This is a genomic window from Teretinema zuelzerae, assembly GCF_021021555.1.
GTDB lineage: Bacteria > Spirochaetota > Spirochaetia > Treponematales > Treponemataceae > Teretinema > Teretinema zuelzerae.
On the sequence record NZ_JAINWA010000001.1, the window covers coordinates 501,764 to 528,083 of the forward strand.

The window sequence follows — 26,320 nt, forward strand, 5'->3', positions numbered from 1 at the left end:
TACTTACCCCTTTTTCTTCTCGATTGTAATTCGCTCTTTTTTGTACTTTACTGTCACACGCTCGATAAGCTTATCAATGACAATCAAATTCCCCTGTGGGCGATAATTTACCACGTCGGCCTTATTTTCAAAGATCCCAGGTAATTCCATCTGTAAGACTTCTTCATCGAAGGTTATATAGGTCTTCTTTCCATCATCATAGACTCTTGTTGGAATCCATCGAGGTTTCTTGAAAACATTGAAAGTAATCTTGTAGTCAAATGATAAAAAACGTGGATCTATTGTATCCATCTCTGTTGCTACTTGAATTTCTTTGGTTATATCTTTAGCAAAGATCTGTGGCATCCCTTGATTGTGATATTTCCATTTCACAATAGGCATATACACGTTTGAATAACTTCTTAAAACCACATGGTATACTCTCATATTTGTATTTATGATGAGTGTGGCATCAAGTCCGGCCTGTTTCGGTTTAACATAGATATGCTGAACGACAACATTGTTCTGCTGATTAACACCTGCACCAATAATCCATCGCTCGGTATCTGAAACAAATGGACTATCGATGACTATCTCACCGGGCTGTAGGTGTATATCTGTTGTGCGTAGTATCTGACAATATACTTCATACACCTGATCTGGATCATAATCATAAATTCTCGCTGCGTGTGAGTACTCAGTTGGTTTGATAGTTCCCTCTTCAGTAGATTGTTTGACTGAATCAAGACCTGTAGTCCGTTTTACCGCTGGCTCAGGAGTCGGAATATACACAGGGCGATCAACATAGACTATTTGATTTTGAACATCGATGGAGGTTTTCAGTTCTTCAACTGCAACTTCTTCTTCGCTCTTTTCTTCCATTTCGACAAGTTTGTCTTTAACGACTTCGTTTCTCGGCTCCATGTCCATCGTTTTACAGGAAACTACCAGAACAATACTGGTAGCTAGTAAAAAACTGGCGCGGATCTCATGTCTTTTGTACATTACTGTGCTCCTTGTATGCGAGTGATTTCAGTGAGATTGTATTCTTCAATGTAAATACCTAATGGATTGAGTTTTTCCGCTTTCTTGGGCGGCGTCTTCCGGGTTGTCGTAACCAATGCGCGGAAACGTTTAGTTCCAGCTCCCCGTCCGGTTACAGTTTCAATAAAATCAACTTGATAGGTACTACCTGATACCCGTATTGTAGATTCTATTGTTACAACTCGTTTCTTGAATCCAATATCTGCGAAGGGATTATCCTCACGGATTGCAGGTGTCATTCGATCTGCACAGGAAGGAGTAATGATGTTATAGAGGGAGCTGATGTTCGCGGTGAGAACTTCTCCATCGGTGGGAAGCGTACGTAAGTTTTGGAGGAATGTTTCCACCTGGTAGATATATGCGCTTTCAGGGATGTTCATCGTTTGATAGGAATAGCTGGATACATCCCCTACATATTTTGCTTCGCCCCATGGTAGAACAGTAATTACAACCGGGATCTTCTTCGGTAGTGTCATTGCCCATGACAGTGACACTGCAAGAACAATGATCACAGCGAGTTCCACTATCGCTATAATAAGCCACTCTTTTTTGCCTTTACTCTCCCGAGCCACTAAATCGCAGTATAGTTTTTCATTTCGCTTCATAGGGTTATCAATATCAAATTCTGTGTAGATTACTTTCTTATGATGACTTGCCATTATTTCCTCCAGATGGTGGTGTAGGTGGTGTAGTACGTTGTGGGGATTGTTGTCCTAACGGAGTTCCACCGTCATACTTTTTGGTATCTTGCTGAACAGGTTTTTGCATTCCGCCTATTTGTGCTTTCCATGCAGAAGATTCAGCATTTTTAGTTTCTTGCTTATGTTGTGCATATCGTTCCGCTCCTTTTGCTTTATTCTCCTGAGCAAATTCACCGCTTGTTTTCCGATTCCCATCTTCTTTTGGTTTATTCCGAGCCTCAAGCGATGAGAATCGATTTCCGCCGCCACTATTGTTTCCGCCTCCTCCTTTACCATTCGTAAGACTCTTTGCAAGTCCATGAACACCGGACTTCACAGACTCTTTGGCAGAATCACCCATTGAGCGCGCACCTGCTGCAATTGAGCCAAGCTTTCCTTTTCCATCTGCGGCAGCGGCCTTTCCAGCACCAACAGCCTGATCAACCGCTGCTTTCCCTTGTACAGCGGTTTTGACTCCAGCAGAAGCTGCACCCTTAACGGCAGCTCCACCGGCTGCGGCTGCTCCTGCCATAGAGGCAGCAGTCCGAAGACCTTCAGCCATTGATAATTGAGGCGTGCCGGTCAACAGTGCTGTCGCAAGTGCGGGGCCGTTTTGACAAAGAAGCCAATGAAGGAAGATGGTGAATAGCGTATAGATGGTTTGGTCGATGAAGTTATCAAAGGGTCGAACCATGAGCGCAAGAAAACCATTTATGGCGAGCATGAACGTAAGGGTTACAAAGAGAAGTTTTAACGCTTGACCGACTATTGCTCCAACCAGTTTCTCTGTAAGGAACTTTGTTCCATCCCAGAGCATGAAGGGAAGCATAATACATCCAACGCTTGTGATAAGTGTGAATTCAATTGCACCAATGAAATATTGTATCGAACAGAAAATACCACCGAGGAGAACAGCAAATGCAGATAATGTAAGGAGAACAAAACCAGCAGGGTCTTTAGGAAGATAAAATACTATTGCAACATTTTCTAAGCATTGTATTGCTTGATACCAAATATTTTCGAAGGTAAGCATCAGTAAACGCATGACTGCGTTTGGTCTTATAAACATTCCAGGTCGTTTATCAGAGCCTTTATCAAAGATATCAAGTATGTATTTCTTTGCAACATTTCCCTTTCCCGTTTCCTCTTCGAGTACTTTAATAATATCCGAATATGCATCCGGGTCATTTGCTTTCTTTTCCCAGAACTCCGTTGCCTCACCATCAGAGGTAGTTTTCTGGATCATCGCTGCTACCTTCCCATAGGTTGAACCATAACTCCAAGCATATATAATTCTATTTATACCTTGAATCATTACGGGATAAGCATTAATGAAAATCAAAAAGAATATTACAGATGTGAGTGTTTTGATTAACTGCTCTGATAATCCTTCTCCTTTGGCAATGTACTTAATCGCAATAAGCCCGAGATTAAGTGTTAGGATAATCTTTGCAATAAACATCGCCTGTCCCATGAAATACCCTTGAAGACTAGAGAAGTCTTCAAGAAGTGTAAAAAAAGGTGCGTCAAGCCATTTAGGTTCCATTTATCCTCCTGTTAACTCTTGTACGATCCATAGAGACATCTCCTTTTGATGTTTTGTTTGATTAAAGAGAGAGTATTATTCCTATCTTGTTTTTCACCTATTGATGATGCTATAATTAGGTCTAAGTGGAGATCAACATGAATAAAAAGATATATATTATTATCGTACTGATGAGTCTTATTAGTTTTGTTTGCTTTGGGAAAGATATAATCGATACTGAAATTGGTATTGGCTTTCTCGATAATAATACAATTACTTTTTATTCCCTCAATACATCATCTTCTTCGTTTGAAGCAAGCAAAATCTCTGAATTTTCAATTCAATCAAAAGATGAAATTATCAGTATTTCTGGTATTGGCATTGGTGTTATGAGTAATAACACTATAAAGTTTTATTCCCCTAATAAATCCTTTACTGCTTTTGAAGAAAGTAAAATGGCAGACTTTTCCATTCCGCCTAACGATAAGATTATTAGCGTCCCCGGCATTGGTATCGGGGTCATTAACAATAACACCATTAAGTTCTATTCCCCTAATAAATCCTTTACTGCTTTTGAAGAAAGTAAAATGGCAGACTTTTCCATTCCGCCTAACGATAAAATTATAAGTGTCCCTGGCATTGGTATCGGGATCATTAACAATAACACTATTAAGTTTTTTTCACCTAATAAAACTTTTACTGCTTTTGAAAAAAGTAAAATATCTGATTTTACTTTTCCGCCTAACAGTATAATTATTAGCGTTTCAAATATTGGAATTGGATTTCTTGAAAATAATACAATTAAGTTTTTTTCCCCAAACAGATCATTTACTTACCTAGAAAAAAGCAGAATAACTGATTTCGATCTACCCAACTAAGTATCAATTCAAGTAACATGTATATTTCAGCAAACCATCATTATTGATGGCCTATATTTTGAATCCCTTCATTATTACTCGATCCAATCTTTTGAAAAACGACCTTTTTGTTCTACAGGCATATCAGCAGCCATATCCCTATCAGCTTGGTAACGTATATTCAACGCATTAAGACGGTTTGCTTCCATTTGTTGACCAATAAGTATTTGCATGAGTGCAGTCAGGGATTGTAAGACAGCCAAATTACTTTCAGATTTTTCTGCTTCTTTCATAATTGCATCCATCTCCTGTGCAGCAACCTTATTGTTTTCTTCGATTACATCTCCGATAACAGTCATTTGCTTTGCTGCCTCATTAATTCTACCTTTCCATGCAACGGCATATGCATAGTTAGCAGGATTAAGACCATAGTGACTCCACGCTCTTGCTTTTTCCCAATCACTCATATCTGAGGTCATATCATTTACAACCATGTCAATTGCTTCGCCTGGAAGTCTATAGAATTGACTTATCGGGACTTTCTTCCCACCGACTTCAACACTGATTGCTTTAAACCGATTCTCTGTCTTTCTCACAAAATCAATTTGTTTATCAACATACGAGACAGCATCGCTAAATGACTTAATCTCGCTCATATCCAATTGCTGCAATTGCTTCAATTGTGCCTGAGTGGTTACATAGGCGTACTCAACCTGCTTTATCGAGTTCAATACAGATTGGTACATTTGATATCCATTATGAATTGTTTCAAGAATATGTGCCGCATCGATTACAGGTGCACCTTGTGCTCTAACCGGCATAGTTGACATGATGAATAGTATTGTACTGATAACAAAATCCTTAATCTTTCTGTGATTCTGTTTTTTCATCATGAAGCCTCCTTCATGTACCGTGAATAATCGAGTCCTTTTACCTTCAAGATATCCGCTGCGTATTCGTATCCGCTCTCGTCTCCATGTTCAGCGACAAGCTTATCAAGAAGTTCATGATCTGGAGTTCCTATAAGTGCGAGTGTAATGCTATCACGCTTCAGATCAAGCTGAAACTTTCGACTTCCCATCGTTGAGGTGTATAAGTAGTCTTGTTTCATTATCCCATGAGAAAGAGAGCTGATTTCTGCATCAGTAAGACCAAAGGTAGAATAGGCATGATGCATGGCCGGTGTTTCAGCCTCCGGATCTGCAAGGAAAATCTTTGTATGGCACTGTTGTATGATCGTTGAACACAAGGACGAATTAACTGCATCAGCAACATCCTGTGTAGCAAATACAACAAAAACATTCTTCTTTCGGAGTGTTTTGAGCCACTCTTCGATCTTTGCTCTGAATATTGGATGACGAAGAAAAAGCCATGCTTCATCAAGGACAAGCAACGTGAGACGGCCAGTAAAGAGGCTTTCTATGTAATGGAAAATATATGATATAGCTGGAGCTACACACGATTCTCCCATTTGCATGAGATATTCCATTTCAAGTGTAATATACCGGCTATCAAGGGAGATTGAAGTGGAGGAAGCATCAAATATTGCTCCATACTTACCGCCAAGTTGATACGGACGTAATGTTTCGCGTAGTAGCGGTTGTTTGGTTTCAGGATCAAGATAGTTAACACTCTGACAAAATGTAGTAATCGTTCGATTCGACTTTGGAATACTGGCCATTCGTTCAATTGCATCGGTAATAGCACTACTCATCGAAGGAGTGACTGTTACTCCTTGAATCTCTACCAGAGACTCAATCCATTCAGTTGCCCAGGTACGATCAAGAATTGTTTCAAGGTGTGCTAACGGTTGAAAACACACACCATTCGTTCCCGGCTCATAGTAGCGACCACCGAAGGCCATGGTTGGCTGTCTGGCAGATCGTCCTTTATCAAGTACGATTACCTGGCTGTCAGTATATTTGAAGAACTGTAATTCTAGAAGGTTAAGAAGCGTTGATTTTCCGGCTCCTGTCGGTCCAAGTATGATTGTATGGCCAACATCACGAGGATTTAAGCTAAGAAAAAAGGGAGTCCCATCTTGAGTCGAGCAAGTGACATGAGGTAGATCAATTCCACTTACATTACCTGCATGTTCATTTTCAATCATTCCTGCCCAGATTGCAGACAAAGGTACTACATGACTAAAATTACTTGATACAACCGGTAGGGAGCGGATATTACTAACAACATCCCCTGGCATCATAGATTTCCATGCTTCGAATGCATTAAAGGTCTCTTCCTTTGCTACAAAACCAACACTCTGAACCAGTTTTTTGACTTCTTGAGCCTTCTTATGTGCTTTTTTTAAATCTGTATCCCATACCATTATATTTGAGGTATACAGGCCAAGAGAGACTTCATCTGTATCAAGAGCAATCTGAGCGGCCGCAGCATCTTCTTCCTTCACAATCGCGCCACCGTTTATTTGCTTTGGAGGCTCCTTTGTTGCAGAAGCAATAAAGGATTGGAACCAACCAACCTGATTTCCACGATGGTTTTGTTGAGCTTTTTCAGTCTTCTTTATCGCTTCCTCTTTATCAAGACAGATATATCGTGTGCTCCATCGATACTCCAATTTTGCCTTATTGAGCTTGTCGAATATAGCCGGATACGTACTCTGAGGAAAATCGACAATACCAATTACTGGTATATAGTTCTCCCCTAATTTCATAGTAAGCCCAATATCAAGGACTTCATCAGGAAGAAGCCGATCAATGAAAAAAGGATTATCAGGCAGAGTTAAGGAATGTCTATTATTAGATATAGTTGAATGAAGATACTCACAGGTCTGAAAATCACTCAAAGGAGCGATGAGTATTTTAGTAGCGAGAATTCCAACGATATCATCTGTAGTGGTTTCAAAATAGGAAATGTCTTCTTCAAGAGAGTTACTGTGTCCAGTTTCAGTATAAAAGAGATTCGTTGCTTTTTTTGTGATTTCTCTCGGAGGCCGATATGTGAAGGTTAAATAATATGAAGATTCAAAGTGCTTTCCGAAAGATCGAAAAGCTTCTTCTCGTTCTTTATCAATTAGATACGGAGCCAGATTCGTAAACTTACCACCAGGGTATTCTTGTGTTGAAAACCGTTGAACTTCCATTTGAATAGCCCAACCAGAACCAAGACGTTTCACTGAATTGCTCAAATGAAGAGAAAGATCATTGATATAAAAGGCGGCAGAGGACTCAAGGTCGGGTCCTCGAAAGGCAAAACTACGCTGGAGAAGTCCGTCTTTCTGAACAACGACTCCTTCTACGCTACTCGATAGATATCGCCATGGTAAGTGACAGCTCCAATAATCTGCATTTGTAGGTATTCCATTTTGTGCCATATGATTGCGTATCTCCTTTTTCCTTTTTCGCTCTCTAATGCGGACTACTTGTGAGCCATTCCGATAATGGAATGGCTCACAAGGGTGTTCATGGCACCAGATAGTCCTTTTGATTGACGTGTTCGATGAGAATGTCGATAAGATAGGGATCTTTTTTTGTCATTATTCGCATTGCAATGTACAAAGCGGCAATTATGACACCAAAGTAGTATTGCTTTAGGATATACATGGTAAATACACCTAGCAGCAATAGAATGAGCATCCCCATCGAGGGAATACCCAGTACAAGATCACGTTGCATAAGTGACCTGTGCACCGTAACAGAATAATCCCGAACAGTCATGTTAGGAGCCCATTTTCATCACGTTATCAACAATTGACTGTGATAACGCAAGAAGTCCAGAGCCGATCATAACCGCAATCATTTTCGCTTTCATCTTTTCATTGTCTTTGTTGTATGCATACGCAATGCAACTTCCGGCAAAGAAAATACCAACGAGAATACGGGCAAGATCTCCAGTAAATGCATTACGAACCTCTTCGAGGGTAGTCTGCACCTCATCTGGTATCACAACGGTGCTCGCATATAGTCCGGCACCAAGTACCAGTAAGAATGCAATCTGGCACAAAATCATGTGTTTTCTCTCAAGACGCTTTTCGTTCATCATTTCTCCAAAAATACGTTTGAGTTCAGCTCTCTTTCGTTCTCTTCGGATCAATGGTTGTTGTTTCTGTCTCTTTCCTCCTTCTGTATGAGTCCAGGGATACTCATGTTCTGTTGTTAGGAATTATTCAGCATTGAGCGTCGCATGGAGATAATCGTTATACTCACTCATTACAAATGCTTCGCTTGATCGCTGTTTCTCTATGGTATCGAGAAGCTTTGCAATTTGTCTTGTATGAAGAACTTCTTCTACCATAGGACCGAAACCTGCTTTTCTTTTGAGATGCACACACACCTGTATCGTCTCACTTACATCAGGAAGTGTTCCTGTAATTACTTCAGAAAGCATTCCACGGAAACGAGTAAGCATTGATTGCGCTGAGTCTGCATGAATGGTGGTAACATTCCCCGGATGTCCAGTATTCCAGCATTCAAGGAGTTCTCTTGCAACATCGCCAGATCGAAGTTCTCCAAAAATGATTCTTTTTGGAAACCAACGAAGAGCAAAACGAACAGCCAAAGCTGCTTGATCTTTTCTGATGTATAGTTGCGTAAGGTCTTCTGCATGGCATTGTAGTTCTGGAGTGTCTTCTATAATCAGAAATCTGTCATGAGGAGTAAACTCGCTCATTTTCTTGATACACGCATTCGTAAAGGTTGTCTTCCCTGATCCTGTCCCCCCACCGATGAGGATATTATCTTTCCTTTCTATTGCTGCAACCACCTCCTTATATTGCATGTCTGTCATTCGGCCTGTGTCTCGATACTCTTCTAAAGAAAAAATCTTTACCGGAGGTCTGCGGAAGGTGATCTCCGGGGATTTAACCCATGGTGGAATGACTGCTGTCACACGAAAATTATAGCCGGGAAGGATTCCTTCTAAGGTAGGATTTGACCATGTATCAATACTTGAATCTGCCATTGCAGAGAGATAATGTATGATGTTATAACGCGCGGTTTCATTAACCTGTATTCCTGAATCGATTCGCCCTTCAAGAAAATGCTCTGCCCGAACACTTCCATCTCCATAAATGAAAATGTCGGTAAGCTCCTTGTTCTCAAAGACAGGAAGAAGACTTTCTAGTTCACCATAAAGATTTGCTAACTGTCTTTCCCGTATTTCTTTTTGGGCGTCGGCGTTCATTTGTGTTCCTCAAAGAAGTCAGCAAGGAGAGACTCAAACATGGCCGGAGAGTTTTTTAGACTTGCTTGATAGCTCTTGAAAACACGTTCAAAGCGTTCTACAGCTGAAATAGAGGCTGCCTCTTTTAGCTCATTTGGAATTTCTGCATGATATGAAAGGAAATGCCTTGCGAGAAATGTGATATAGCTAAAAAGAACTTCCTGCTGACGGGATACAGTATTCATCGTATCATGCAGATGTTTTAATGATGCAAATATTAAGTCAGGATCTTCAATCTCCGGGCGGAGGGCTTGAGAAATAGCAAAACGAAAAAAATCAGATCTCGATTCCACACGATGACGTGCGCAATACGCATCAATTTCTTTCGCTTGTTGTATAGTTAGTCTGAATGGGTAAATATCTGTTGTTTTAGGTGCCATTTTACAGTCCTATAAGATTTGGAGTGAAGACCTCTACCTGTGGTACAGGAGAATCATCGGGATCGTCTACATAAAAAGAATCAGAAGGAGCTTCGCTTCCTGCGGCTTGTGAAGCCAGTTTCTGTACTTCACTATCTCTGATTCGATTGGTAAACCATGGATCTATTAAGCGTTCATCAACAACAACTTCAGAGGTCTTCTCAAGACAGGTAAACAGGGGAAGATCGTACCAGTGCCGTCCGGAGTTCCGAACTACGTTATGTGCGCATTGCTTCATCGCGCCTTTTTTATCAGTGAAGGCCGGAGGTAAGAGTCGTTGTTTAAAGGGAGACTGTTCATAATAGACACATTTCTTTGCGATATAGGGTGGTTTACCCTGTGTTAGAATTATCAGTTGGTCTGGAGGTAGTTTCATCACTTCATCAGGATTAATGAGATTTCTTTCTTGCTCGCCTCCAGAGATATTCAGATTATCAAGGCCAACAGAGAATCGAGTACCACTCGTTGAAGTACTCGATTTCCAGATTGATTCCTTACCAATCATTTCTGAGCAAACTTTTCCGCTTTCAATCTCTCCAGGAGCGAAAAGGAGGACATTCTTGCAGTGTGCAAAGAACTGATGGTTTCTCCCATAAATATCAATAAGCTGGCTAGGTGACTGTATAATAAGGAGAAAGTGAATACCGTAGCCCGCAAGAATTCCCATTGATTCTTGTAATTCACTAAACTTACCCAGCTTATCGAACTCATCAAGAACAATTAAAAGTGGAACCTTCAGTTTCCGCACATCATGACGCGTTTCTCCATCAGTGAATTTTCGGATAATAAGCATGATAAAAAGGCGTACCAAGGGAGCAAGACGACTCATGTGAGCATAGGGCATTGTCAAATACAGAGATATGGGAGTATCAGTCTTTTCAAACTCATCGATGTAAAAGTCATGGCTCATTGAGGACTCGCGTACTCGTGGGTCTTCAAACACCCGTAGAGATTTCTGTACCGTCGAAAGAACTGATTGCCGCTCACGGTCAGGCCGCTTCAACTGATCTCCCGCTGCCGTCACTACGCGCTGGTGTATCTCCTGTGTACAATGGACGCCTTCAATCATTTGCGTAAGTGAATACGTGTCATCCGCAGGATTTTCTGGATTAACCGCAGACAAGAACGCTTTAACGCCTGGAAGTGTTTTATCGGGATAATCAGAGGTAAGAACATGGAGAATAACACCTGTGAGAAAGGCTATGGCGGCTTCACGAAAATGTTCACTGTTCGCGTCTCCTGAAGACTTGCCCGCCTGTGGCGTAAGAACCGTATCGGCAATGAGGTTCGCATATCCATAGGCATCTTTCCCGCCGGGAATTTCCATGAGCGGATTAAAATTATGTCCCGATTCGCTTACTGGCGCATACCGATATACTTTTCCTTTTTTCGCTCGATATCCGCTGGTTTTTTCAAAGTTTTCACCCTTGAAGTCAAGTACGAGTACCGAGCCATGATAATACGTAAGTGTAGGGATAACCGTTGAAACACCTTTACCGCTTCGTGTCGGAGCGGCGAGAAGGGCATTTGTTATGCCGACACTCGTAATAAGGGGCGCATTTCGTTTCAGGTGAAGGGAAACGGAGCCCTTTTCTTTATTAAGACGCGCTTGCACCTGGGCATCGAAAAGCTGTCCATACACGACCCCTGCCTCGTTTCCAAGAAGGCCTTCTTTTTGAAGGTCTTTCTTTGTTCCCCATCGAGCTGTACCAAATATATTCTCAGCTGCCTGACGGAACCCACGGAAGTATGTAATGATCGTATAAAGAATAACCGCTGAAAATGAAATCACAAGCCAGGGAACTAAGGCTTTCTTTAATAGATAGGTTAGTTCAGCATCCTTAAAGAATGAAAAGAGCCAGAGCAGATACTTCCAGGGCTCATATAATGGATATGATCCGCCATTAAGCCACTCTTCACGAATGATTATGAAAGGATAGCCAATGAGTAGAGGATCATAGCCGATAAGGAAGGCGAAATACTGAGTTGAAATCCATAAGCCGGCAAATATGATTATAAATGCGAATATCTTATTAACCGCTGCGAACAGTTGTTCACGGTTCCCACTAGTCGGTTTTCCACGAAGGAATTCTGATGAGTTTGTAGCCATGTCACTTTCTTTTGTTTGAGTTCAGCTAAACAAAGAAGGTTCTTTTTTACATTACAAGTCTATTGGGTAAAAATCAAGAGATACGAATTCCATTCTCCCAGTATTCTTCATATATATTGCCATCTTCATCTTCGCGAATAGTTGTTACTGCTGGGCGACCAACAGCATGAAGCTTTCCATTTTTCCAGTATTCAAGATGACCATCAGTACAAGAAATTCCGGGTTCTTCACCACCGTCTAGCAACCCATTTTTAAACCTCATGATCATTTTTGGAAATAAAACATCTTCGTCTTGAATGTTTCCGTCCTCATCACGGCAAATCTTGTCTGTGTACTGTAGAAATCGTGCTTTAGTTTCCATGCTTGCTGCTCCTTTTCTCTTCAATTATTATAAGCCCTAAGTATACCATACTTATAGCGTTTTCTCAGGTCCTTCGCGTCCTTGTGCGTTACCTCGCACAGAGACGGCATATCCTTTTCTATAGTCATGTTGTTCACATTCTACGAGCAAATCGGTATGACTCTTCTTATTCATTGTCGGGGTTAGGCGACCTCGTTGATTTCTTTCAGGAATAACTTCAATTATTTGTCCTCCGGAAATCCTGGGTCTTGAGTAAAGCGGAATGAAGTATGCCTTTCCATTGATAGACTCAAGAACTAGTGCATGATTATCTGATACTTCATCTGTTTTGAATATCTTTGTCACAATACCAGAGACCTTTCCCTGGGAGCCATCATAGAGATTGAGATTTTGTTCTTCTGTATGTACAAGTGTCTTTCGCGCAGAAAGAAAAGCATTATATCGACCATTCGTTCGTAGTAATGATTCCCATTCGGGAACAAATATGTATTGACCATCTTTGAACTTACACAGATGTAGCGACTGAAGATGCGTGAGTCGCATACTGATACTCTCAGCATCTCGAGTAGTTAAACGTGGAACAATCTTGAGGTCCGTAAGTTGTTCTTTAATTTTGTCATCAAGGATGGTATACCGATTCGCAGTAAGTTGTCCTTTACGTTCCAAGGCCATATCTTCCTTCGTGCGAGATCCAATTAACGATGTGCAAATGTTCCGTGCATTCTCACGCATAAAAGTCTTAACCACATCGGGAGGGAAGAATACATCCTTTCCATCCTTATCTTTCCCATTAATCAGAAGGTGTACATGATGATGGGCTGTATCATAGTGATTTGCAGCTACCCAGAATAGTGAATAACCTGTTTGAGATTCAAGGGAAGCGATGAAGGTCTTTGCAAGAGTTTCAAGTGGAACCTTATTTGATGAAGGACTCAAAAATATTCGAAAATTCTTGTCTGTCATATTTTTTCTATACTCAACCTCTGAAGTACCGTATAGGGTCGGTGCGTTACCATCTTTCCCTTTCCCTTCCTTCACCAAATACCGATTTATTTGCTCTTTATGTGCCTCCATACTCTTCGAGTAATGCATTTTGACTGTGCATCTCTGTCGAGTATCTATCGAAGTTCTTGTGCCATATTTTCTTCCACCACTATCAGAACTACTTTTCTTCCCTGCGCGGTACTTCCGCAGAACATATAGAGCAGTCAGTCCGAGTGCAAGGCTGCTTCTTTTTTTCTTTGGAGATTTCCAGGTTGGACTAATCTCATAATCTTCAACACCAATAAAGTGTTTTGCCATACCTAGCCAACTAGCCCAAAGTGTCGATCGAGATCTCTGAGTTTATCACTAACATTTCCCCCTGATCGAAGCGCTTGTGAGCGAGCAGAAATATAAAGCTCCTTAGTTTCATCGTCCATGCGATACAATCCTTTGAGTCGTGGTATATCATCAGCTACTGGGTTAATTGGAGAATCACACTCCGAACAAGAACGTGTTGCTTGTGTGATTTGCTCATGATAACCACAGACAGGGCATATATATTCTTTGAGCAGGTCCTTTTTCTCGTCCAGTGATTTCTTACTAGTGAGTAATTGTGCTTGATAGCGCTGAATATAGACCTCTCGAAAGAATACAGTAAAGAAGTACCCAGAGAAATTTTTTATTTGCTTTGAGCTCTTGAGATAGTTATAAAACCAAATCAAGTACTCTTCTCCTACTCTGAAGCGATTAAGATAATCTGCTGCTGCGGGATAAAACTCAGAATCCAAAATCAATGTTGGATCAAGATTTTGCAACGTAGTACGAATAGCAGAAGCAGTATTTTGTTTATTATTTGGTTTAAGATATGAGTTTATATCTGGTATAGGTTTCCCCGTTTGGGGAAATGGATTTCCCGTTTTGGAGAAATGCATTTCCCCGTTTGGAGAAATGGATTTCCCGTTTTGGGGAAATGCATTTCCCCGTTTGGGGAAATGGAAGGATTGGAGATTTTCAACACTAGTAGTCTCATTTTCACAAGTCAATGAAGCAGTATCGATTGATTCAGTAAAGCAAACTGGTGTTTCGCTATTTGAATAGTGCTTGAAGGAATCTTCTGTGTCATCTTTTTGAGGTGTTTCATCTATTGGTAGTGGTGTAGATGGTTTTTTTGATACTCCTAAATACTTGTCAATCCAATACTGCTCATCTACTAAACAATACCAACAAGTCCGATCAAAACCCGTATTATTGAAATTCCCTTTAACAATCAATCCCCGCTCGCGCAGTTTATTGAGATAGGTTTCTATTTGCTTTTTTGAGTAATAAGGAAATTGTTGTACAAATGCTTGAATACTATTATATGTGAAGTAACGGTTAACAAGAGAACCGTTAATTTCTATCAGCTTTTGATTTTTATCATTCGTCTTATTATGGAGTATCCAATAACACAAATTTTGAAAAATCGTTGCAATATTGGCATCATGGAATAATTCAGCAACTTCAGTATCAAATGTATGTATCATTGCAATAATCCTTTAAGCCAAATTTTTGTATATCTCATAACTACGTCCTCTTTTTTGATTATAAAAAAAGTGCCGGGAGGTTTCCGCATCCTCCCGGCCGAGCTGAACTCAAACACCGGTGCAACCGGCACGTAGTTTTTCACCCATACGGGCTATAGGAAGTGATAGGAATCGAACCTATGATGCGACTGACTACAGCACGAACGCATGACATTCTGATGACCACTCATCACTACACTTCCAGATGAATTAAATTGCTTTTACATTATTTCGTTCGAAATCAAGACACAGTGGGCATTTCGCGGTTTCTGTTAATTCAAAAACACAATCAAGCGTGTAATCTGTTGTTTTCCCACATGCAAAATGAGTCCTTTTATAGTGAGGCGTAACCTCAGTTCGCACGACCATGTGTCGATAACGTTGTCCATAACCACGAATCCATTCTTTACTCATTTCAATACACTCCTTATAGTTATCTCCAAAGACCTACCCGATTTAATCGGGTATAATCTTCTGCGTTCTGAAAATCATTCATTTTTTCTGGATCGAAAGAAAATAAATCGTAGTAATATCCATACCCATTGAGGATGAGTTGTTCATTAATTGAAGGTGAATCGAAGGATTTATAAATATAGGCAAGAACTCTTCCATACCTATCTTTTTTGGCTGAGATAGAATCAAATACAAGTAGGACATCTCGTCTATAGATTTGATTAGTATAGGCTCGTGCTTCAGCTGCATAGTACTCAGGAGGATCTGTGAAAAGCTCCGGAGTATCGACACCAACAAGACGTACTCTTTCATTCCACTGGCACCCAGAAGGGCAATCTTCTCCAGTAAACTGCACCTGAATGGTGTCTCCATCAATAACGGCTGTTACCCTTGCTTCATACCATGTATTTGATTCAGCATGAAGTTCGACTTCACATGAAAAAAAAGTGAATGATATACATAAAAATAGAGATATATTCCTTAGTAGTTTAGAATTCATTGATTACCTTCAGTTAGTAAATATCCATAAGGAAAGATTCTTCTTCAGCCGGATAATCTGATGATGAAGGAGCCTCATTACTTATTTTTGGACTAGAGAGAAGTTGAACTTCGTTTATGATTAGTTCATTACTTGAGTATTTCTTACCTTCCTGCTCCCATTGATTTTGGCGCAGTTCAGCTTCTATACCAATGAGTGCACCTTTTTTGAGATAAGGATGTAGACCTTCTGCCATTTTCCCGAACACCACTAACTTGAAAAAGTTTGCTTTTTTTGACCAGGTCTCCCCTGTTTTCTTTGAATAATTATTCGCAAGCGAGAACTCGCACAAGACTAGATTAGCGCCCTTGCGTTTCAGTTCTGCATCTCTCACTAAACGTCCCGTAAGAGACACATGGTTTAAATCGCCCATCTTCAAAAACCTCCGTACTGATTTACTATCTTCAAGAGAAGCTAATTCACGAACTCGTGATTCAAAGAAACCTCCGGATGAGTGGTATACTCGAAGGCAACCAAACCGTCCCCGCGTATGTAGGGCGAAATACCAATCCCCCGGAGGGTAAAAACATGACTCAAATAATTTGATCAAAACAAATCTTAAATTTGGTGAATGCAATGGCTGAAGCAAATGGCACAACGTATGATTTAACAAAAGGAAGTCTCGAAGACCTTGCAAAGCAGACTGTAGCTGCTGCTAAAGTCTTTCAGGACTTTCTTGAATTGAAAGACTAATTAGCCTTTCACCGGCGTGCATCGTATGAGGATCGCGCCGGTTTTCGCATCGAGTGTCATTACTTTTGAAAGGCTTCCGGCCTCAATAACTGCGTACCCAGCATCACGGGCATCCTCTTCAATGGCTCGATCTACCTGGAACCCTGCGCTTTCCAGCGCCGTAATCGCTTTCATCAGTTTTGACTCCAATTTGTCCTCCTTATGGTTTTAAAAAGTGAAACTAAATTATAGAAATGAAAAAGTAAGACCGTGAACACTATTTCGCATACCACGACAAACCCGAGATACTTGCGTAGGAGCTAGACCGTAACATCGTGCGGCCTCTGATATACTTTCAAAGGTCTTTCCCGTTTCATTACATATGACTGCTTTTGCCCACTGTTCGATAATTGCTCTTGTAACATTAACCTTCCATGAAGACGACAGAACTCTATTTTTCATGGCAAGAGAAATCTTTTGTCTTGTTAAGGGTGAATGCCTTTTCCTACTATTCATTCTTTCATAATCCTTTCCGCATAGATTTTTCCGTGACTAGCTTCACCTGCATTGATTCCATTCATTTCGCCTAACTCATTAATGATTTTACGGAGTCTTTCGTTCAAAGCGGTGATTGTTTTTTCAATACGCCTCTTTTCCCTTTCTAGTTCCTCGTCTCGTGCCGTTGATTGAGATTGAGTAGTGGTTTTGATTTGAGCAATGCTTTTACCAGATTCAATTGCACCGATTACCCGTTGGTCATTTCCCTTGTTGGAAATCAGAACATGCGCTGCATCGAGTGAGAGGTTTTCAACTTTATGAGCTGGCAGTGTACTTATAGCACACATTTTCTTAACCGTTACAAGGGAGAGTTGCAGATCATGCTGGAAAATATCTTCATATCTAATCGCTTCGTTTTCACTTGTTTCGTGGATTTCCTGAAGCAATACCCCTAATCGTTGTTCAAGGAGAAGTATTTCATGCTGTAATGCTTTAGCCTCATCTATTTTCTTCTGTATGGATGCAGATCGTATGCGTTGGTATATTCCTTTTGTTTCTGCATCATCAAGAAGCGTGTTAAAAAGAGACCAGAATGCAATATCGTGTGCGCGAGAAGAGGATGCTCCCGATTCGACACGAAGATGGTGGGCGTATTCATGTATCGCTGTATACAGAAGCTGATTATCCTGAGAAAAATTCTTGTTATGAAGAAAGATTTCTGCCGTACCAGGTTTATAAAGCCCGTTTACTTTCTTGCTTTTCTTACCAGTAAAAATAACAGTGAAATCTCGTTTGGTATCGGCAAGTGATAGCAATATTTCTTTTACTCTCTCTTGGTTCATTACCTCCACCTACCTTTTTTGAAATGGGTCTTCTGTATTCTGCTGTACGACGGAGGCATAGAAACATTCTTCAATACAATGGAGGCTGTCCTTAACTTGCCGCATAAATCTATTAAGACTTTTTTTATCCTTGAAAAACCAAGTATCTGCATGGAGGCGATCATCAAGGACGGTACAGACAAAACCTACTCCAGTAAAAATCTGGTAAGGAGCCATCCGTGAAAGTCTTCTCTTTGAAAAGTACATCTTAGGATGCAACAAGATGGTATCGACCTGACCATAGACGAGCTTCTTATCATGAGAACGATACAGTCCGCGCGTTTCGCTCTTTTTTACGGTACTCATATCCCGTACTCCTTTACATACGATGAAAGGCCTTCAATATCACCAGAGGTAAGAAATGACTGAATAGTAGTGATAATCTGTATGACTTCTTTTGAAGGCTTCTTATCCTTACTCTTCCTACCAGTCGATTCAGTCATTGTTTCCCGAACGAGGTGATACGCTTTATTAAGCGTGAGTTCACCTGACTCGATCTGTTTTTTGATTTCATCGGTAGCATATTTTTCCACCATGCGGGTCTTCTCAACCCGTGAGGTGGAAATACCCAAAACCTCTGCCGAACGTGCAGCGGATTTTCCGTCACCCGTTGCCCCACGTCCTCGTGTTTTAAGAGAATCCACTACTTTAAGCGCTCTCATAAGCTCCGCATCTGAAAGGTTGCGCCTTTCAGTTTGAAGGCTTATGGCATATTCAAGCGCATCTTCAATAGAAGAAAACTCGTGTAAGAAACATGGGATTTCGTGGAGTCCGGCACGAAGAGCGCCTTCCCGCCTATGATGTCCGTCAATAAGGATATGTTTCCCATTGAAATTCCATATATGTACCGGTTGGGAATTATCGTATCCGCCTTCCATGATTCGTTGCGTTATTTTCTCCACGTTACCAGGAATAAGCGGAAACAGTTCCTGGAACTCCTTCTGGAGCTTAATTTCGGTAAGTGGTATAAGACGCGCCAATAGCACGCGCCCGGAATTATTAAGGTCAAGCTTTTTCTCGTCTTTCAGAATGGTTAGTGGCTTCATTTCCTTTTCCTTCTTTAGAAAGCAACCGGTTCGCTTACCGGCTCTCCGGTGATTATTTCGACTAACGAAGCGACACCGTCAAAAATCTTTTCGCTTGTTTTACGGGTAATCTTCTGATCCCGGTCAATGCGGTTTGTTACCGCAGATGTTTTAGGCAGATAAATGTTAAGGCACTGGGTGAAGGTCTTTTTATAGAGTGATATGTACTGATAATGGGATGAGTTTTTATTTTGGGCGTATTGATTAACACCATTGAAAAAAAGACCCCAGGAAGACATTTTCTCGGCTTCCACAATCTTACTTTGCAAAGTAAGACATGAAATCATGTCGAACTGGCACAATAGTACCGGAGTTAAAATCAGGTCAGACGCATAGATTGCGTTATTGATCGTGGAATTAAATCCCTGGGACGTATCAAGGAGAATGTAGTCATAGAGAGATAGTTCTTTATGTTCCATTTCCACAAGACGAGAAAGAACCAGATCATCCTTCAATACCAGGTGTTCAATGTCACTGTTTGAAGGAATTAACTCTATATTCTCATTTTGGGTGGATACGATATTATCTGTAAGGCGACCAGTCTTTACGGCCTGAGAAAACCCTTTCCCCCGCAACCCGGCTTTGCTTTCAAGATAATGCAATGTCGTTGAATTGCTGTAGTCGGTATCAATTACCAATACCGACTTGCCGACAGCAGCCAGGTAATTTGCGATTAAAATGGTGGAGGAAGATTTCCCAACTCCACCTTTGGTTGATACAAAAGATACGATTTTCATACTTGAGCTCTCCTTTAGTACGGTTTCAACTAGTCTCATAACATGGAATAGTTAATTATTTGTATATGGCAGAAAGGGGAGTCGAACCCCAATAGAGTAAAAACTTGGAGTGGAGAGCTCCTGACTCTTTTTACTCCCGGAATACCATCCGCTGCCAAGAATTATATTTAAGTATAGCTTCGCCGGAACAAGCTTCTCTCCAAAGCTTGAACTTCATCAATGGCACTTTACTCGCCATTCTTAGCCTCCCAGCCGAAACATGGTGAAGCAAGGCCGGTTGCGTACCCGGCGCCGTACCTAAGGTTGGTAGGCCGCTTTCATAACAAGTTGAAGAACTTATCTTCTTTCAGTAATCCACTGCTTTTTTTTATCCCGAGGAAGGCTTTGTTATTAAAAGCTGTCTGCGTAATTAATCTGGAAAGAACGTGCTTCGGTTCGCCCTTCTTCATATCCAGAAAACCATGCATCTAACTGACAAGATCCCTTTGAGAAAGGAGGTTTAATTAATTGATCTTTGTATTTCACTTGGAGAAGTGTGTTAAAGGCAGCTGCATGGAATCCATCTTTATATTCCCGGCTTCGAGGATCTCGAGGTTTGGTAAAAGAATTAGTTAACAAGTCAGAAGCTATATTCTTTGCAAGAGTAGGATTAAACCGTATGTCTTTTGGATTTACATGTTCCATCGTATAACTCCCTTATATTTTCTTGTCTGCATTTAATTTGTTTCTTTCTATTAACTACACTCTTTCATTACTTCTGGGACTTACTAATCTTTATGCGTAATTTTCATTGCCTCAGCTGTCTGTATTTCAGTTTTCGATACACGTCCAGAATGAAAGGTTAAAATCAGAGAACAGGTCCCAAACTCAATGTCAGCACTTTTCTTTTTTAATTGGGAAAGACATGAAGCGATTAATTCATAATTCTCTTGAAGGTATTTTTCATTTAGCATAAAACAGACTCCCCTACCCGTACGGAATTTTGTGTTTTAACTTTTCCAGGAATTCTGTATTTCTCGATTTCTTTATCCAACTCAGCCTTTTCAAACATCACTTGATTTCCAAAAAGTTTGACCCTAGGAAGCTCTGAGTGACGATCAAGCGTTGCGATACTGATATTGAGATACTTAGCTGCCTGTTTACGAGTAAGCAAAGGCGACTCAATTTCAATTTTCATTTTCATTACTTGCTCCTTAAAAAAAAATCCCCATCAAATCCGAGCCGATTTGATGGGGAAGCACCGTTTCCGGTTAACCCGCAAAGCGGATAAGTCATGGCTCGAACTGGCTTATCAACTCTGGAAATAACGCAATTGCGTTATCTTTATTAATGTTATATATCACAAGTGCGTTATCGTCAATGGTTAAATATCGTATTTGTGATATTTACTATGGAGTGAACTTTAATGAACGTTTACGCGCCGAAATTGAATATTCCGGACTTCTCCACAAGGAAATTGCAGATAAAGCAGGAATAAAAAAACGCGCTTTTGATATGTATGTCGGATCAAGATTATCAATGCCACCTGCCGACATAGCCGTTAAAATTGCCGAAGTACTCGGTGTCTCTGTTGAATATCTCGTTACCGGTAATAAAGCTCCTAAAGAAGTCACTCTTCCACCAGAAACTAATAAAGTAATTGCCCTCCTTTCATCATTAGACAGTAAGGAAAAAGAAGCTTTTATTACCCTTCTTGAAGCTCTGGCCAATAAGCGGTAATTCCTTCCTTTTTTTAGACCTCACCTGTCATATTTTTAGTAGTTGTAAATACTTAAATTTAAGTATTTACAACTACTATAACGTCTTTTTACGTTTTGTCAATACGTTGATACGTATTTTTAAGTACAATGAATTTATGGGTTTTAAAGAGAATTTACGGTCAGAACTTGATTATCAAGACATGATTGTAAAGGAACTATCTGAAAAAACAGGAATAAATAAACGTTCTCTCGATAACTATTTAACAGGGCACAACTCGATTCCTTCTGCAGATATTGCAGTGACAATAGCAAAGGCATTAGGAGTTTCTGTTGAATATCTTGTAACAGGACAGGAAACACATTCAAATGGAGCTACCTCACCAAAAGAGCGCAAACTTCTTAGCCTATTTGAGATCCTTGATGAACGAGATCAACAAACAGTCTTAACCATGGTCGAATCCATGGCGGAGAGGTATGCAAACGATGGAAGGAAGGAAAAATCCTCTGTACAAGCAGGTTAATTATCTTTAGTTGCTGATTGTTTTATTAACTTTTATATACAAAAAAGTACTATTAGTACATAGTTATACATCTGAAAGATACTTTATATAAGCAGAGCAATTTTTAACACGCTAGAGGATTTTTTTCTCCGAGGTTTACTAGTCATCCTGTTAATCAAGGAATCGTATATTGCTCGATATGCAATTGGAGAGTGTATGCAGCTAGTACCAATAGACTCTTAATAGATTCTATGAACAAAAATTGATTGAAAACACATAATTTGATTGACCATCAGATAAGCAAGGGTTAACATCAATTAACAATAACCCCCATAGCAAATGAGTCTGCGAGGATGCAGTATTCCCTTTTATCGTATATTTACCTTATATATGGGAGATTTCAGATGGATGAAACGATATATAAATATGCCCTACAAACTTCACCTTTTGGCTATACGTTTAACGAACTAGTAGTTAATGAGAACAATATTCCGATTAATTATATAATTAGAGACTCAAATCAAGCCTTCGCGACCTTCCTTGGAACAACAAGAGAGGCTTTATTAGATAAACCAATAACAGAGTTCAATTCTTCAGTATTTAATGATTCATTCAATTGGCTCGCAACATTCGCATCTGTTGCCCTCACAGGAGAACGAACAGAGTTTGATGCATTCTCATCCATCATGAATCGATATTTTCACTTTTCTGTAAGTTGCCCTAAAAAAGGCTTCTTTATCGTCATTTCAATTGATATAACCCAGCAAAAAGAAATGACAGATGCTCTTGCACGAAAGGAAGAAGAGCGGAGACAATATTTCGATAACACACCTGATGGGTTATTCATCACGGATGAAAACTACAAATATATCGATGTAAATGAAGCAGGCTGCAGAATAGTCGGCTATACACAAGAGGAATTGAAGAATCTCCATATTCCGGACTTGATTCCCACTGAGGAGAACTCTGTACACAGAGATAATTTTAAGCGCTTGCTCTCGCAGGGGAAATCCAGCAGAGTGGGAAAATTGAAACGAAAGGACGGTACTCTGGTTACCGTGCTGTTGGACGCCGTGAAAATGAAAAACGGCAGGCTGTTGGCCTTGTGCAAGGACTTGAGCGGTCAGGAACGACTGGAAGCCGAGAAGAAGCAGTATTATCTAGCCTTCCAAAGCAGCTCTCAGCCGATCTTGATTACAAATGCGGACGGAACCATCAGTTCTGTAAACGATGCGTTTATTGATATGTACGGATATCCCCGTGACGAGATCATCGGACAGAACCCTCATTTTCTCAATCCGGGAAAGGAAGTGTACAACAATCTCGGTGTAAGCTACTTCGAATATGATTTTCTTTTCCGCGATCTTTGGCAGGCGGTGAAAGACCCGAATGTAAAAACATGGAAGGGCGAGATTATTAACAGGAAGAAGAACGGTTCATTACTGTGGATCAGCCTGCTCGTTAATGCCCTATACGACGAAAATAACGAACTTACCAGCATTGTCGGGATGCCGATCGATATGACGGTTTCACATGATACTGCAATGAGTAACCGGATACAGCTTTTTCAGACAATCGCGGATCTTGCAGAGCTTCGCGACGATGAAACAGGGAACCACATGAAACGAGTTGGGCTTTTCGCAAAACTCATTGCACGCAGCCTCGGGATGAACCAGAAATATTGCAATGATATTGAGGTCTTCGCTCCCATGCACGACATTGGGAAGGTCGGAATTCTTGATTCAATTCTTAGAGCACCGAGAAAGCTTACCCCCGAGGAATTCGCAATAATGAAAACCCACACAACTCTCGGACACAACATCGTCAAAGGAAAAGCAGAATTCGAAATGGCCGCAGCTATAACGCTCTGTCATCATGAACGATTTGATGGAACAGGATATCCGAACGGACTATCAGGGAAACATATACCTCAGTCAGCTCAAATAACTGCTATAGCTGATGTCTACGATGCCCTAAGAAGCAAGAGGCCATATAAAGACCCATGGCCACACGACAAGACAGTAGAACACATACGAGAAACGGCAGGATCTCACTTTGACCCGGATATTGTGGAACACTTTGTAGAACTACATAATAGATTTGACGTTGTGTTCAAAGAACTTTCTGATTAGATTTTTGGAGGAGAAATTGATCACAAAACAGAGACTGTCGCATGTACTTTTTGTAACTGAACAGATCTTAGGCAAACTGGCAATAGTTTCAATTATACTAATTCCACAGGGACGATTTCTTCTTATTCCTTCATTGCTTGGCATACTCATTCTAGATGGTTCCATCCTGATCGTAGTCTATTCAAAATACAGAAAGCAGTTACAGACTTTTAAGGGCATTGTTACTAAACAATTGAATCAAGGCGATACCTCTGTTGGACACACATGGGAGAATGCGGTAAATTTTCTAAATAATCACATATCTTCCTGTCAACAATCCCGAAGTAGCACTACAAAGCTAATATCAGAAAGCCGGGTTCATGCACTGCAATTCTCCATGAAACTTAAAGACTCCATTTACACTGCGACAAAAATTAATGGAAGCGTCTTTAAAATACGCGATACAATTGCACAATTAGAAGAAGAAATTCTTGCAAGCATGAACGCAATTGAGCGAATAACACATACAATCACCTCTTTCTCTGAACAAATTGATACTCAATCAAAATCCGTTATGCAAACATCCAGCGCGGTGGAACAGATGGATGCTTCAATAAAGAACGTTCGTACCATAACAGGAAAGAAACGTGATTCCGTCGAAACACTAAGGAAAAGAACACTCGATGGACAGGAACAAATGGAGAAGATGGCTGAAGTCGTCGTCGATATTCATTCAAGTATCGATACAGTCAGCCAAGTTATGGAAGTCATTAACAATATTGCAACACAAACAAGCTTATTATCCATGAACGCGGCAATTGAAGCAGCTCATGCAGGAGATGCGGGGAAAGGATTTGCAGTAGTAGCCGAAGAAATCAGATCCCTTTCAGAGTCTACGACAGAAAATGCCCAAGTAATTGCCTCTTCTCTGGAAACAATGGTCGAACATATCAAAGAAATTCAGGGGCAAAGCAATACAAATATCTCAATATACGGTACTATCGTACAGGAATCACAAAGTCTTTCAAGAGCATTCGCAGAAATTCATGCTGCAACGGAAGAATTGGAAATCGGTAGCACAGAGATTGTCAATTCATCCTTGACTCTTAAGGACATTACCAAGTCTATCGAAAAGGGATCATCAGAAATCCTGAACAGCGCAGGTAATATCCGCAGTTCAATTCAGCACATCATTGAGACAAGCACTGAAAGTAATACTGAAACATCCCTAATTGCTGAGGTTGCCCAACAGCTCAACATTGTTTTCCTGGAAATATCTGAATTATTCCTTAGCTATGAAAATGTTATCTCGCCCACGTTCAATGACGAAGTGCGACAAAAACCTCTTCAGGTGTTTTGAATCCTAAACACTTCATTGGTCGAGTGTTAATCTTCTTGACCACCTTATCAAGTTGTTTTTGAGTAATCAAGGACCAGTCTTTTTTTTTAGGAAAGTATCTGCGTATCATACCTATCCGATTTTCAATACTTCCTTTTTCCCAACTATGGTATGGATTACAGAAGTACGCTTTTGTCTTTAAAACCTTGTCGGTTAATTTATGGTTTGCGTTTTCCGTACCATTGTCATAGGTAATGGTTTTCCGGAGTTTCTCAGGAAGCTTTTTCAAACTATTAACTACAGCATCATGCATGGCTATTGCAGTTTTGCCTTTGATTTTTTTCGCAATTAGGTATCTTGATTTTCGTTCCACGGTTGCAGTAATCGCTGCCTTGCTTTGCCGGGAAACAGCAGTATCCGTTTCCCAGTGCCCGGCCTCATTTCTCGTTTGTATTTGTGGATCGCGATGCTCAATCATTGTACGATCTGGAACTCGTATACACCGCTTATTCTTTATACTGGAACGCTTTTGACGGTTTCTGTGTGCCCTCGGAAGACATTGAATCAAGTCTCGGCGATCCTTATATATCCACAAATATATGGATTCATGGTTTGTCTTAAACCCTGGTTTATCAAGTGGTAGTTTACCTGCAATTATTTCTGGAGTCCATTCTTCCTTGAGCTTTTTAACAACGTACTTTTGGATTACCGGGTTCGACAAGCGCTGTCTGTTATGACTTTCTTTTTTACGTTTATCTGCTCGTATTTGAGCACGATTTGCTCTGTATGGAACATCATTGATCTGCGCATTGTTTCTATTTATTTCTCTGTATATAGTACTTTCGTCTCTGTTTAATTTCCGGGCAATATCAAGAACACTTTTACCCGAACTTAATCCAACGGATATTTCTTCCCGTTCTGCAAACGATAGATGTATGTACTTTTTCTGCTTTTCTGTGCTATTCCTATCCATGGCGATGCTCCTGCATTTTGTTGTTGTGGTAAACACACAATACAGGTTTTTGTCGCTACTGGGGAGGGGTTTAGGCCCCTCCCTTCTTGCACTTCGTCATTGAACGTGGGTCGTCAATAAGCAACTTCCAA

The 26,320-nt window shown here is 40.5% G+C and carries 30 protein-coding genes and 1 tRNA gene; 5 read left to right on the forward strand and 26 right to left on the reverse strand.

Annotated features, from left to right (window positions below):
• Window positions 1–3: 3 nt before the first annotated feature.
• The 3 genes from K7J14_RS02255 to K7J14_RS02265 are packed head-to-tail and all read right to left on the reverse strand — an operon-like array spanning window position 4 to window position 3,249.
• The gene (locus K7J14_RS02255; protein ID WP_230752588.1) at window positions 4–984 is read right to left on the reverse strand and encodes a TrbG/VirB9 family P-type conjugative transfer protein; all 981 of its coding nucleotides are present in this window, start codon (window positions 982–984) and stop codon (window positions 4–6) included.
• Window positions 984–1,682 carry a type IV secretion system protein gene (locus K7J14_RS02260; RefSeq protein ID WP_230752590.1) on the reverse strand — a complete coding sequence of 233 codons (699 nt, stop codon included), beginning with the start codon at window positions 1,680–1,682 and terminating at the stop codon, window positions 984–986. Before K7J14_RS02260 ends, K7J14_RS02255 begins: the two co-directional genes overlap by 1 nt.
• Window positions 1,666–3,249, reverse strand: a complete 1,584-nt coding sequence (locus tag K7J14_RS02265) for a type IV secretion system protein (protein WP_230752592.1) — start codon at window positions 3,247–3,249, stop codon at window positions 1,666–1,668. The genes K7J14_RS02260 and K7J14_RS02265 overlap by 17 nt, the downstream gene beginning before the upstream one ends.
• Before the next feature lie 137 nt (window positions 3,250–3,386).
• Here K7J14_RS02265 and K7J14_RS02270 point away from each other — a divergent pair, with 137 nt between their 5' ends.
• Window positions 3,387–4,106: a hypothetical protein gene (locus K7J14_RS02270; protein WP_230752594.1), complete on the forward strand. Its 720-nt coding sequence runs from the start codon at window positions 3,387–3,389 to the stop codon at window positions 4,104–4,106.
• A 74-nt stretch (window positions 4,107–4,180) separates the two neighbouring features.
• On the opposite strand, the gene K7J14_RS02275 is transcribed toward K7J14_RS02270, so the two are convergent.
• The 22 genes from K7J14_RS02275 to K7J14_RS02370 form a co-directional block, all read right to left on the reverse strand.
• Window positions 4,181–4,978: a hypothetical protein gene (locus K7J14_RS02275; protein WP_230752595.1), complete on the reverse strand. Its 798-nt coding sequence runs from the start codon at window positions 4,976–4,978 to the stop codon at window positions 4,181–4,183.
• Complete coding sequence (locus K7J14_RS02280; protein ID WP_230752597.1) at window positions 4,975–7,419, reverse strand: TraG/VirB4 family ATPase; 2,445 nt, start codon at window positions 7,417–7,419, stop codon at window positions 4,975–4,977. The genes K7J14_RS02275 and K7J14_RS02280 overlap by 4 nt, the downstream gene beginning before the upstream one ends.
• An 88-nt stretch (window positions 7,420–7,507) precedes the next feature.
• Window positions 7,508–7,762: a VirB3 family type IV secretion system protein gene (locus K7J14_RS16315; RefSeq protein ID WP_408033964.1), complete on the reverse strand. Its 255-nt coding sequence runs from the start codon at window positions 7,760–7,762 to the stop codon at window positions 7,508–7,510.
• Window position 7,763: 1 nt separating this feature from the next.
• A complete protein-coding gene (locus tag K7J14_RS02285) occupies window positions 7,764–8,087 on the reverse strand; it encodes a TrbC/VirB2 family protein (RefSeq protein WP_230752599.1) in 324 nt (107 codons plus the stop codon).
• Between the two features lie 120 nt (window positions 8,088–8,207).
• Window positions 8,208–9,227, reverse strand: coding sequence for an ATPase, T2SS/T4P/T4SS family (locus K7J14_RS02290; RefSeq protein ID WP_230752601.1), 1,020 nt, complete (start codon window positions 9,225–9,227; stop codon window positions 8,208–8,210).
• Complete coding sequence (locus tag K7J14_RS02295; protein WP_230752603.1) at window positions 9,224–9,646, reverse strand: hypothetical protein; 423 nt, start codon at window positions 9,644–9,646, stop codon at window positions 9,224–9,226. Before K7J14_RS02295 ends, K7J14_RS02290 begins: the two co-directional genes overlap by 4 nt.
• A gap of 1 nt (window position 9,647) precedes the next feature.
• Window positions 9,648–11,795, reverse strand: coding sequence for a type IV secretory system conjugative DNA transfer family protein (locus K7J14_RS02300; protein WP_230752605.1), 2,148 nt, complete (start codon window positions 11,793–11,795; stop codon window positions 9,648–9,650).
• Between the two features lie 73 nt (window positions 11,796–11,868).
• Window positions 11,869–12,156, reverse strand: coding sequence for a hypothetical protein (locus K7J14_RS02305; protein ID WP_230752607.1), 288 nt, complete (start codon window positions 12,154–12,156; stop codon window positions 11,869–11,871).
• Window positions 12,157–12,207: 51 nt separating this feature from the next.
• Entirely contained in the window at window positions 12,208–13,458 is a 1,251-nt protein-coding gene (locus K7J14_RS02310) for a DUF3363 domain-containing protein (protein ID WP_230752609.1), read from the reverse strand.
• Window positions 13,459–13,460: 2 nt separating this feature from the next.
• Window positions 13,461–14,663, reverse strand: coding sequence for a hypothetical protein (locus K7J14_RS02315; RefSeq protein ID WP_230752611.1), 1,203 nt, complete (start codon window positions 14,661–14,663; stop codon window positions 13,461–13,463).
• Window positions 14,664–14,819: 156 nt separating this feature from the next.
• Window positions 14,820–14,905 (reverse strand) — tRNA-OTHER (locus K7J14_RS02320).
• A 7-nt stretch (window positions 14,906–14,912) separates the two neighbouring features.
• A complete protein-coding gene (locus K7J14_RS02325) occupies window positions 14,913–15,116 on the reverse strand; it encodes a hypothetical protein (protein WP_230752613.1) in 204 nt (67 codons plus the stop codon).
• A gap of 19 nt (window positions 15,117–15,135) precedes the next feature.
• On the reverse strand, window positions 15,136–15,654 hold the full coding sequence (locus tag K7J14_RS02330) for a thermonuclease family protein (RefSeq protein ID WP_230752615.1): 519 nt from the start codon (window positions 15,652–15,654) through the stop codon (window positions 15,136–15,138).
• A 13-nt stretch (window positions 15,655–15,667) separates the two neighbouring features.
• Entirely contained in the window at window positions 15,668–16,066 is a 399-nt protein-coding gene (locus tag K7J14_RS02335) for a single-stranded DNA-binding protein (RefSeq protein WP_230752617.1), read from the reverse strand.
• 320 nt (window positions 16,067–16,386) lie between these two features.
• Window positions 16,387–16,575: a hypothetical protein gene (locus K7J14_RS02340; protein WP_230752618.1), complete on the reverse strand. Its 189-nt coding sequence runs from the start codon at window positions 16,573–16,575 to the stop codon at window positions 16,387–16,389.
• A gap of 36 nt (window positions 16,576–16,611) precedes the next feature.
• Entirely contained in the window at window positions 16,612–16,881 is a 270-nt protein-coding gene (locus K7J14_RS16320; protein ID WP_408033965.1) for a hypothetical protein, read from the reverse strand.
• A complete protein-coding gene (locus K7J14_RS02345; protein ID WP_230752620.1) occupies window positions 16,878–17,705 on the reverse strand; it encodes a hypothetical protein in 828 nt (275 codons plus the stop codon). Before K7J14_RS02345 ends, K7J14_RS16320 begins: the two co-directional genes overlap by 4 nt.
• A 9-nt stretch (window positions 17,706–17,714) precedes the next feature.
• Window positions 17,715–18,050, reverse strand: a complete 336-nt coding sequence (locus tag K7J14_RS02350) for a hypothetical protein (protein WP_230752622.1) — start codon at window positions 18,048–18,050, stop codon at window positions 17,715–17,717.
• Window positions 18,047–18,790, reverse strand: a complete 744-nt coding sequence (locus tag K7J14_RS02355; RefSeq protein ID WP_230752624.1) for a ParB/RepB/Spo0J family partition protein — start codon at window positions 18,788–18,790, stop codon at window positions 18,047–18,049. Before K7J14_RS02355 ends, K7J14_RS02350 begins: the two co-directional genes overlap by 4 nt.
• Window positions 18,791–18,804: 14 nt before the next feature.
• A complete protein-coding gene (locus tag K7J14_RS02360) occupies window positions 18,805–19,566 on the reverse strand; it encodes a ParA family protein (protein WP_230752626.1) in 762 nt (253 codons plus the stop codon).
• A 390-nt stretch (window positions 19,567–19,956) separates the two neighbouring features.
• Window positions 19,957–20,250 (reverse strand): hypothetical protein, encoded by a 294-nt coding sequence (locus K7J14_RS02365; protein ID WP_230752628.1) that lies wholly within the window; start codon window positions 20,248–20,250, stop codon window positions 19,957–19,959.
• Between the two features lie 262 nt (window positions 20,251–20,512).
• Window positions 20,513–20,749 (reverse strand): helix-turn-helix domain-containing protein, encoded by a 237-nt coding sequence (locus K7J14_RS02370; RefSeq protein WP_230752630.1) that lies wholly within the window; start codon window positions 20,747–20,749, stop codon window positions 20,513–20,515.
• A gap of 212 nt (window positions 20,750–20,961) precedes the next feature.
• Between K7J14_RS02370 and K7J14_RS02375 the strand changes: the two genes are divergently transcribed.
• The 4 genes from K7J14_RS02375 to K7J14_RS02390 all read left to right on the forward strand — a co-directional run bounded on the left by K7J14_RS02375 (window position 20,962) and on the right by K7J14_RS02390 (window position 25,237).
• Complete coding sequence (locus K7J14_RS02375; RefSeq protein ID WP_230752632.1) at window positions 20,962–21,285, forward strand: helix-turn-helix domain-containing protein; 324 nt, start codon at window positions 20,962–20,964, stop codon at window positions 21,283–21,285.
• A gap of 136 nt (window positions 21,286–21,421) precedes the next feature.
• Window positions 21,422–21,787, forward strand: coding sequence for a helix-turn-helix domain-containing protein (locus tag K7J14_RS02380; RefSeq protein WP_230752635.1), 366 nt, complete (start codon window positions 21,422–21,424; stop codon window positions 21,785–21,787).
• Window positions 21,788–22,170: 383 nt separating this feature from the next.
• Complete coding sequence (locus K7J14_RS02385; protein ID WP_230752637.1) at window positions 22,171–23,898, forward strand: PAS domain S-box protein; 1,728 nt, start codon at window positions 22,171–22,173, stop codon at window positions 23,896–23,898.
• Between the two features lie 16 nt (window positions 23,899–23,914).
• On the forward strand, window positions 23,915–25,237 hold the full coding sequence (locus K7J14_RS02390) for a methyl-accepting chemotaxis protein (protein ID WP_230752639.1): 1,323 nt from the start codon (window positions 23,915–23,917) through the stop codon (window positions 25,235–25,237).
• Here K7J14_RS02390 and K7J14_RS02395 read toward each other — a convergent pair.
• Complete coding sequence (locus tag K7J14_RS02395; protein WP_230752641.1) at window positions 25,197–26,189, reverse strand: IS30 family transposase; 993 nt, start codon at window positions 26,187–26,189, stop codon at window positions 25,197–25,199. The genes K7J14_RS02390 and K7J14_RS02395 overlap by 41 nt on opposite strands.
• Window positions 26,190–26,320 lie beyond the last annotated feature (131 nt).

Coding starts and splice junctions, on each gene's coding strand:
- K7J14_RS02330 (WP_230752615.1), bottom strand. CDS start 15,654: ATGAATTCTAAACTACTAAGGAATATATCTCTATTTTTATGTATATCA.
- K7J14_RS02360 (WP_230752626.1), bottom strand. CDS start 19,566: ATGAAAATCGTATCTTTTGTATCAACCAAAGGTGGAGTTGGGAAATCT.
- K7J14_RS02310 (WP_230752609.1), bottom strand. CDS start 13,458: ATGGCAAAACACTTTATTGGTGTTGAAGATTATGAGATTAGTCCAACC.
- K7J14_RS02265 (WP_230752592.1), bottom strand. CDS start 3,249: ATGGAACCTAAATGGCTTGACGCACCTTTTTTTACACTTCTTGAAGAC.
- K7J14_RS02315 (WP_230752611.1), bottom strand. CDS start 14,663: ATGATACATACATTTGATACTGAAGTTGCTGAATTATTCCATGATGCC.
- K7J14_RS02285 (WP_230752599.1), bottom strand. CDS start 8,087: ATGATGAACGAAAAGCGTCTTGAGAGAAAACACATGATTTTGTGCCAG.
- K7J14_RS02385 (WP_230752637.1), top strand. CDS start 22,171: ATGGATGAAACGATATATAAATATGCCCTACAAACTTCACCTTTTGGC.
- K7J14_RS02300 (WP_230752605.1), bottom strand. CDS start 11,795: ATGGCTACAAACTCATCAGAATTCCTTCGTGGAAAACCGACTAGTGGG.
- K7J14_RS02355 (WP_230752624.1), bottom strand. CDS start 18,790: ATGAAGCCACTAACCATTCTGAAAGACGAGAAAAAGCTTGACCTTAAT.
- K7J14_RS02370 (WP_230752630.1), bottom strand. CDS start 20,749: ATGAAAATGAAAATTGAAATTGAGTCGCCTTTGCTTACTCGTAAACAG.
- K7J14_RS16315 (WP_408033964.1), bottom strand. CDS start 7,762: ATGACTGTTCGGGATTATTCTGTTACGGTGCACAGGTCACTTATGCAA.
- K7J14_RS02380 (WP_230752635.1), top strand. CDS start 21,422: ATGGGTTTTAAAGAGAATTTACGGTCAGAACTTGATTATCAAGACATG.
- K7J14_RS02335 (WP_230752617.1), bottom strand. CDS start 16,066: ATGGGCGATTTAAACCATGTGTCTCTTACGGGACGTTTAGTGAGAGAT.
- K7J14_RS02280 (WP_230752597.1), bottom strand. CDS start 7,419: ATGGCACAAAATGGAATACCTACAAATGCAGATTATTGGAGCTGTCAC.
- K7J14_RS02350 (WP_230752622.1), bottom strand. CDS start 18,050: ATGAGTACCGTAAAAAAGAGCGAAACGCGCGGACTGTATCGTTCTCAT.
- K7J14_RS02255 (WP_230752588.1), bottom strand. CDS start 984: ATGTACAAAAGACATGAGATCCGCGCCAGTTTTTTACTAGCTACCAGT.
- K7J14_RS02290 (WP_230752601.1), bottom strand. CDS start 9,227: ATGAACGCCGACGCCCAAAAAGAAATACGGGAAAGACAGTTAGCAAAT.
- K7J14_RS02295 (WP_230752603.1), bottom strand. CDS start 9,646: ATGGCACCTAAAACAACAGATATTTACCCATTCAGACTAACTATACAA.
- K7J14_RS02325 (WP_230752613.1), bottom strand. CDS start 15,116: ATGAGTAAAGAATGGATTCGTGGTTATGGACAACGTTATCGACACATG.
- K7J14_RS02260 (WP_230752590.1), bottom strand. CDS start 1,682: ATGGCAAGTCATCATAAGAAAGTAATCTACACAGAATTTGATATTGAT.
- K7J14_RS02305 (WP_230752607.1), bottom strand. CDS start 12,156: ATGGAAACTAAAGCACGATTTCTACAGTACACAGACAAGATTTGCCGT.
- K7J14_RS02365 (WP_230752628.1), bottom strand. CDS start 20,250: ATGGAACATGTAAATCCAAAAGACATACGGTTTAATCCTACTCTTGCA.
- K7J14_RS02395 (WP_230752641.1), bottom strand. CDS start 26,189: ATGGATAGGAATAGCACAGAAAAGCAGAAAAAGTACATACATCTATCG.
- K7J14_RS02275 (WP_230752595.1), bottom strand. CDS start 4,978: ATGATGAAAAAACAGAATCACAGAAAGATTAAGGATTTTGTTATCAGT.
- K7J14_RS02345 (WP_230752620.1), bottom strand. CDS start 17,705: ATGAACCAAGAGAGAGTAAAAGAAATATTGCTATCACTTGCCGATACC.
- K7J14_RS16320 (WP_408033965.1), bottom strand. CDS start 16,881: ATGAATAGTAGGAAAAGGCATTCACCCTTAACAAGACAAAAGATTTCT.
- K7J14_RS02270 (WP_230752594.1), top strand. CDS start 3,387: ATGAATAAAAAGATATATATTATTATCGTACTGATGAGTCTTATTAGT.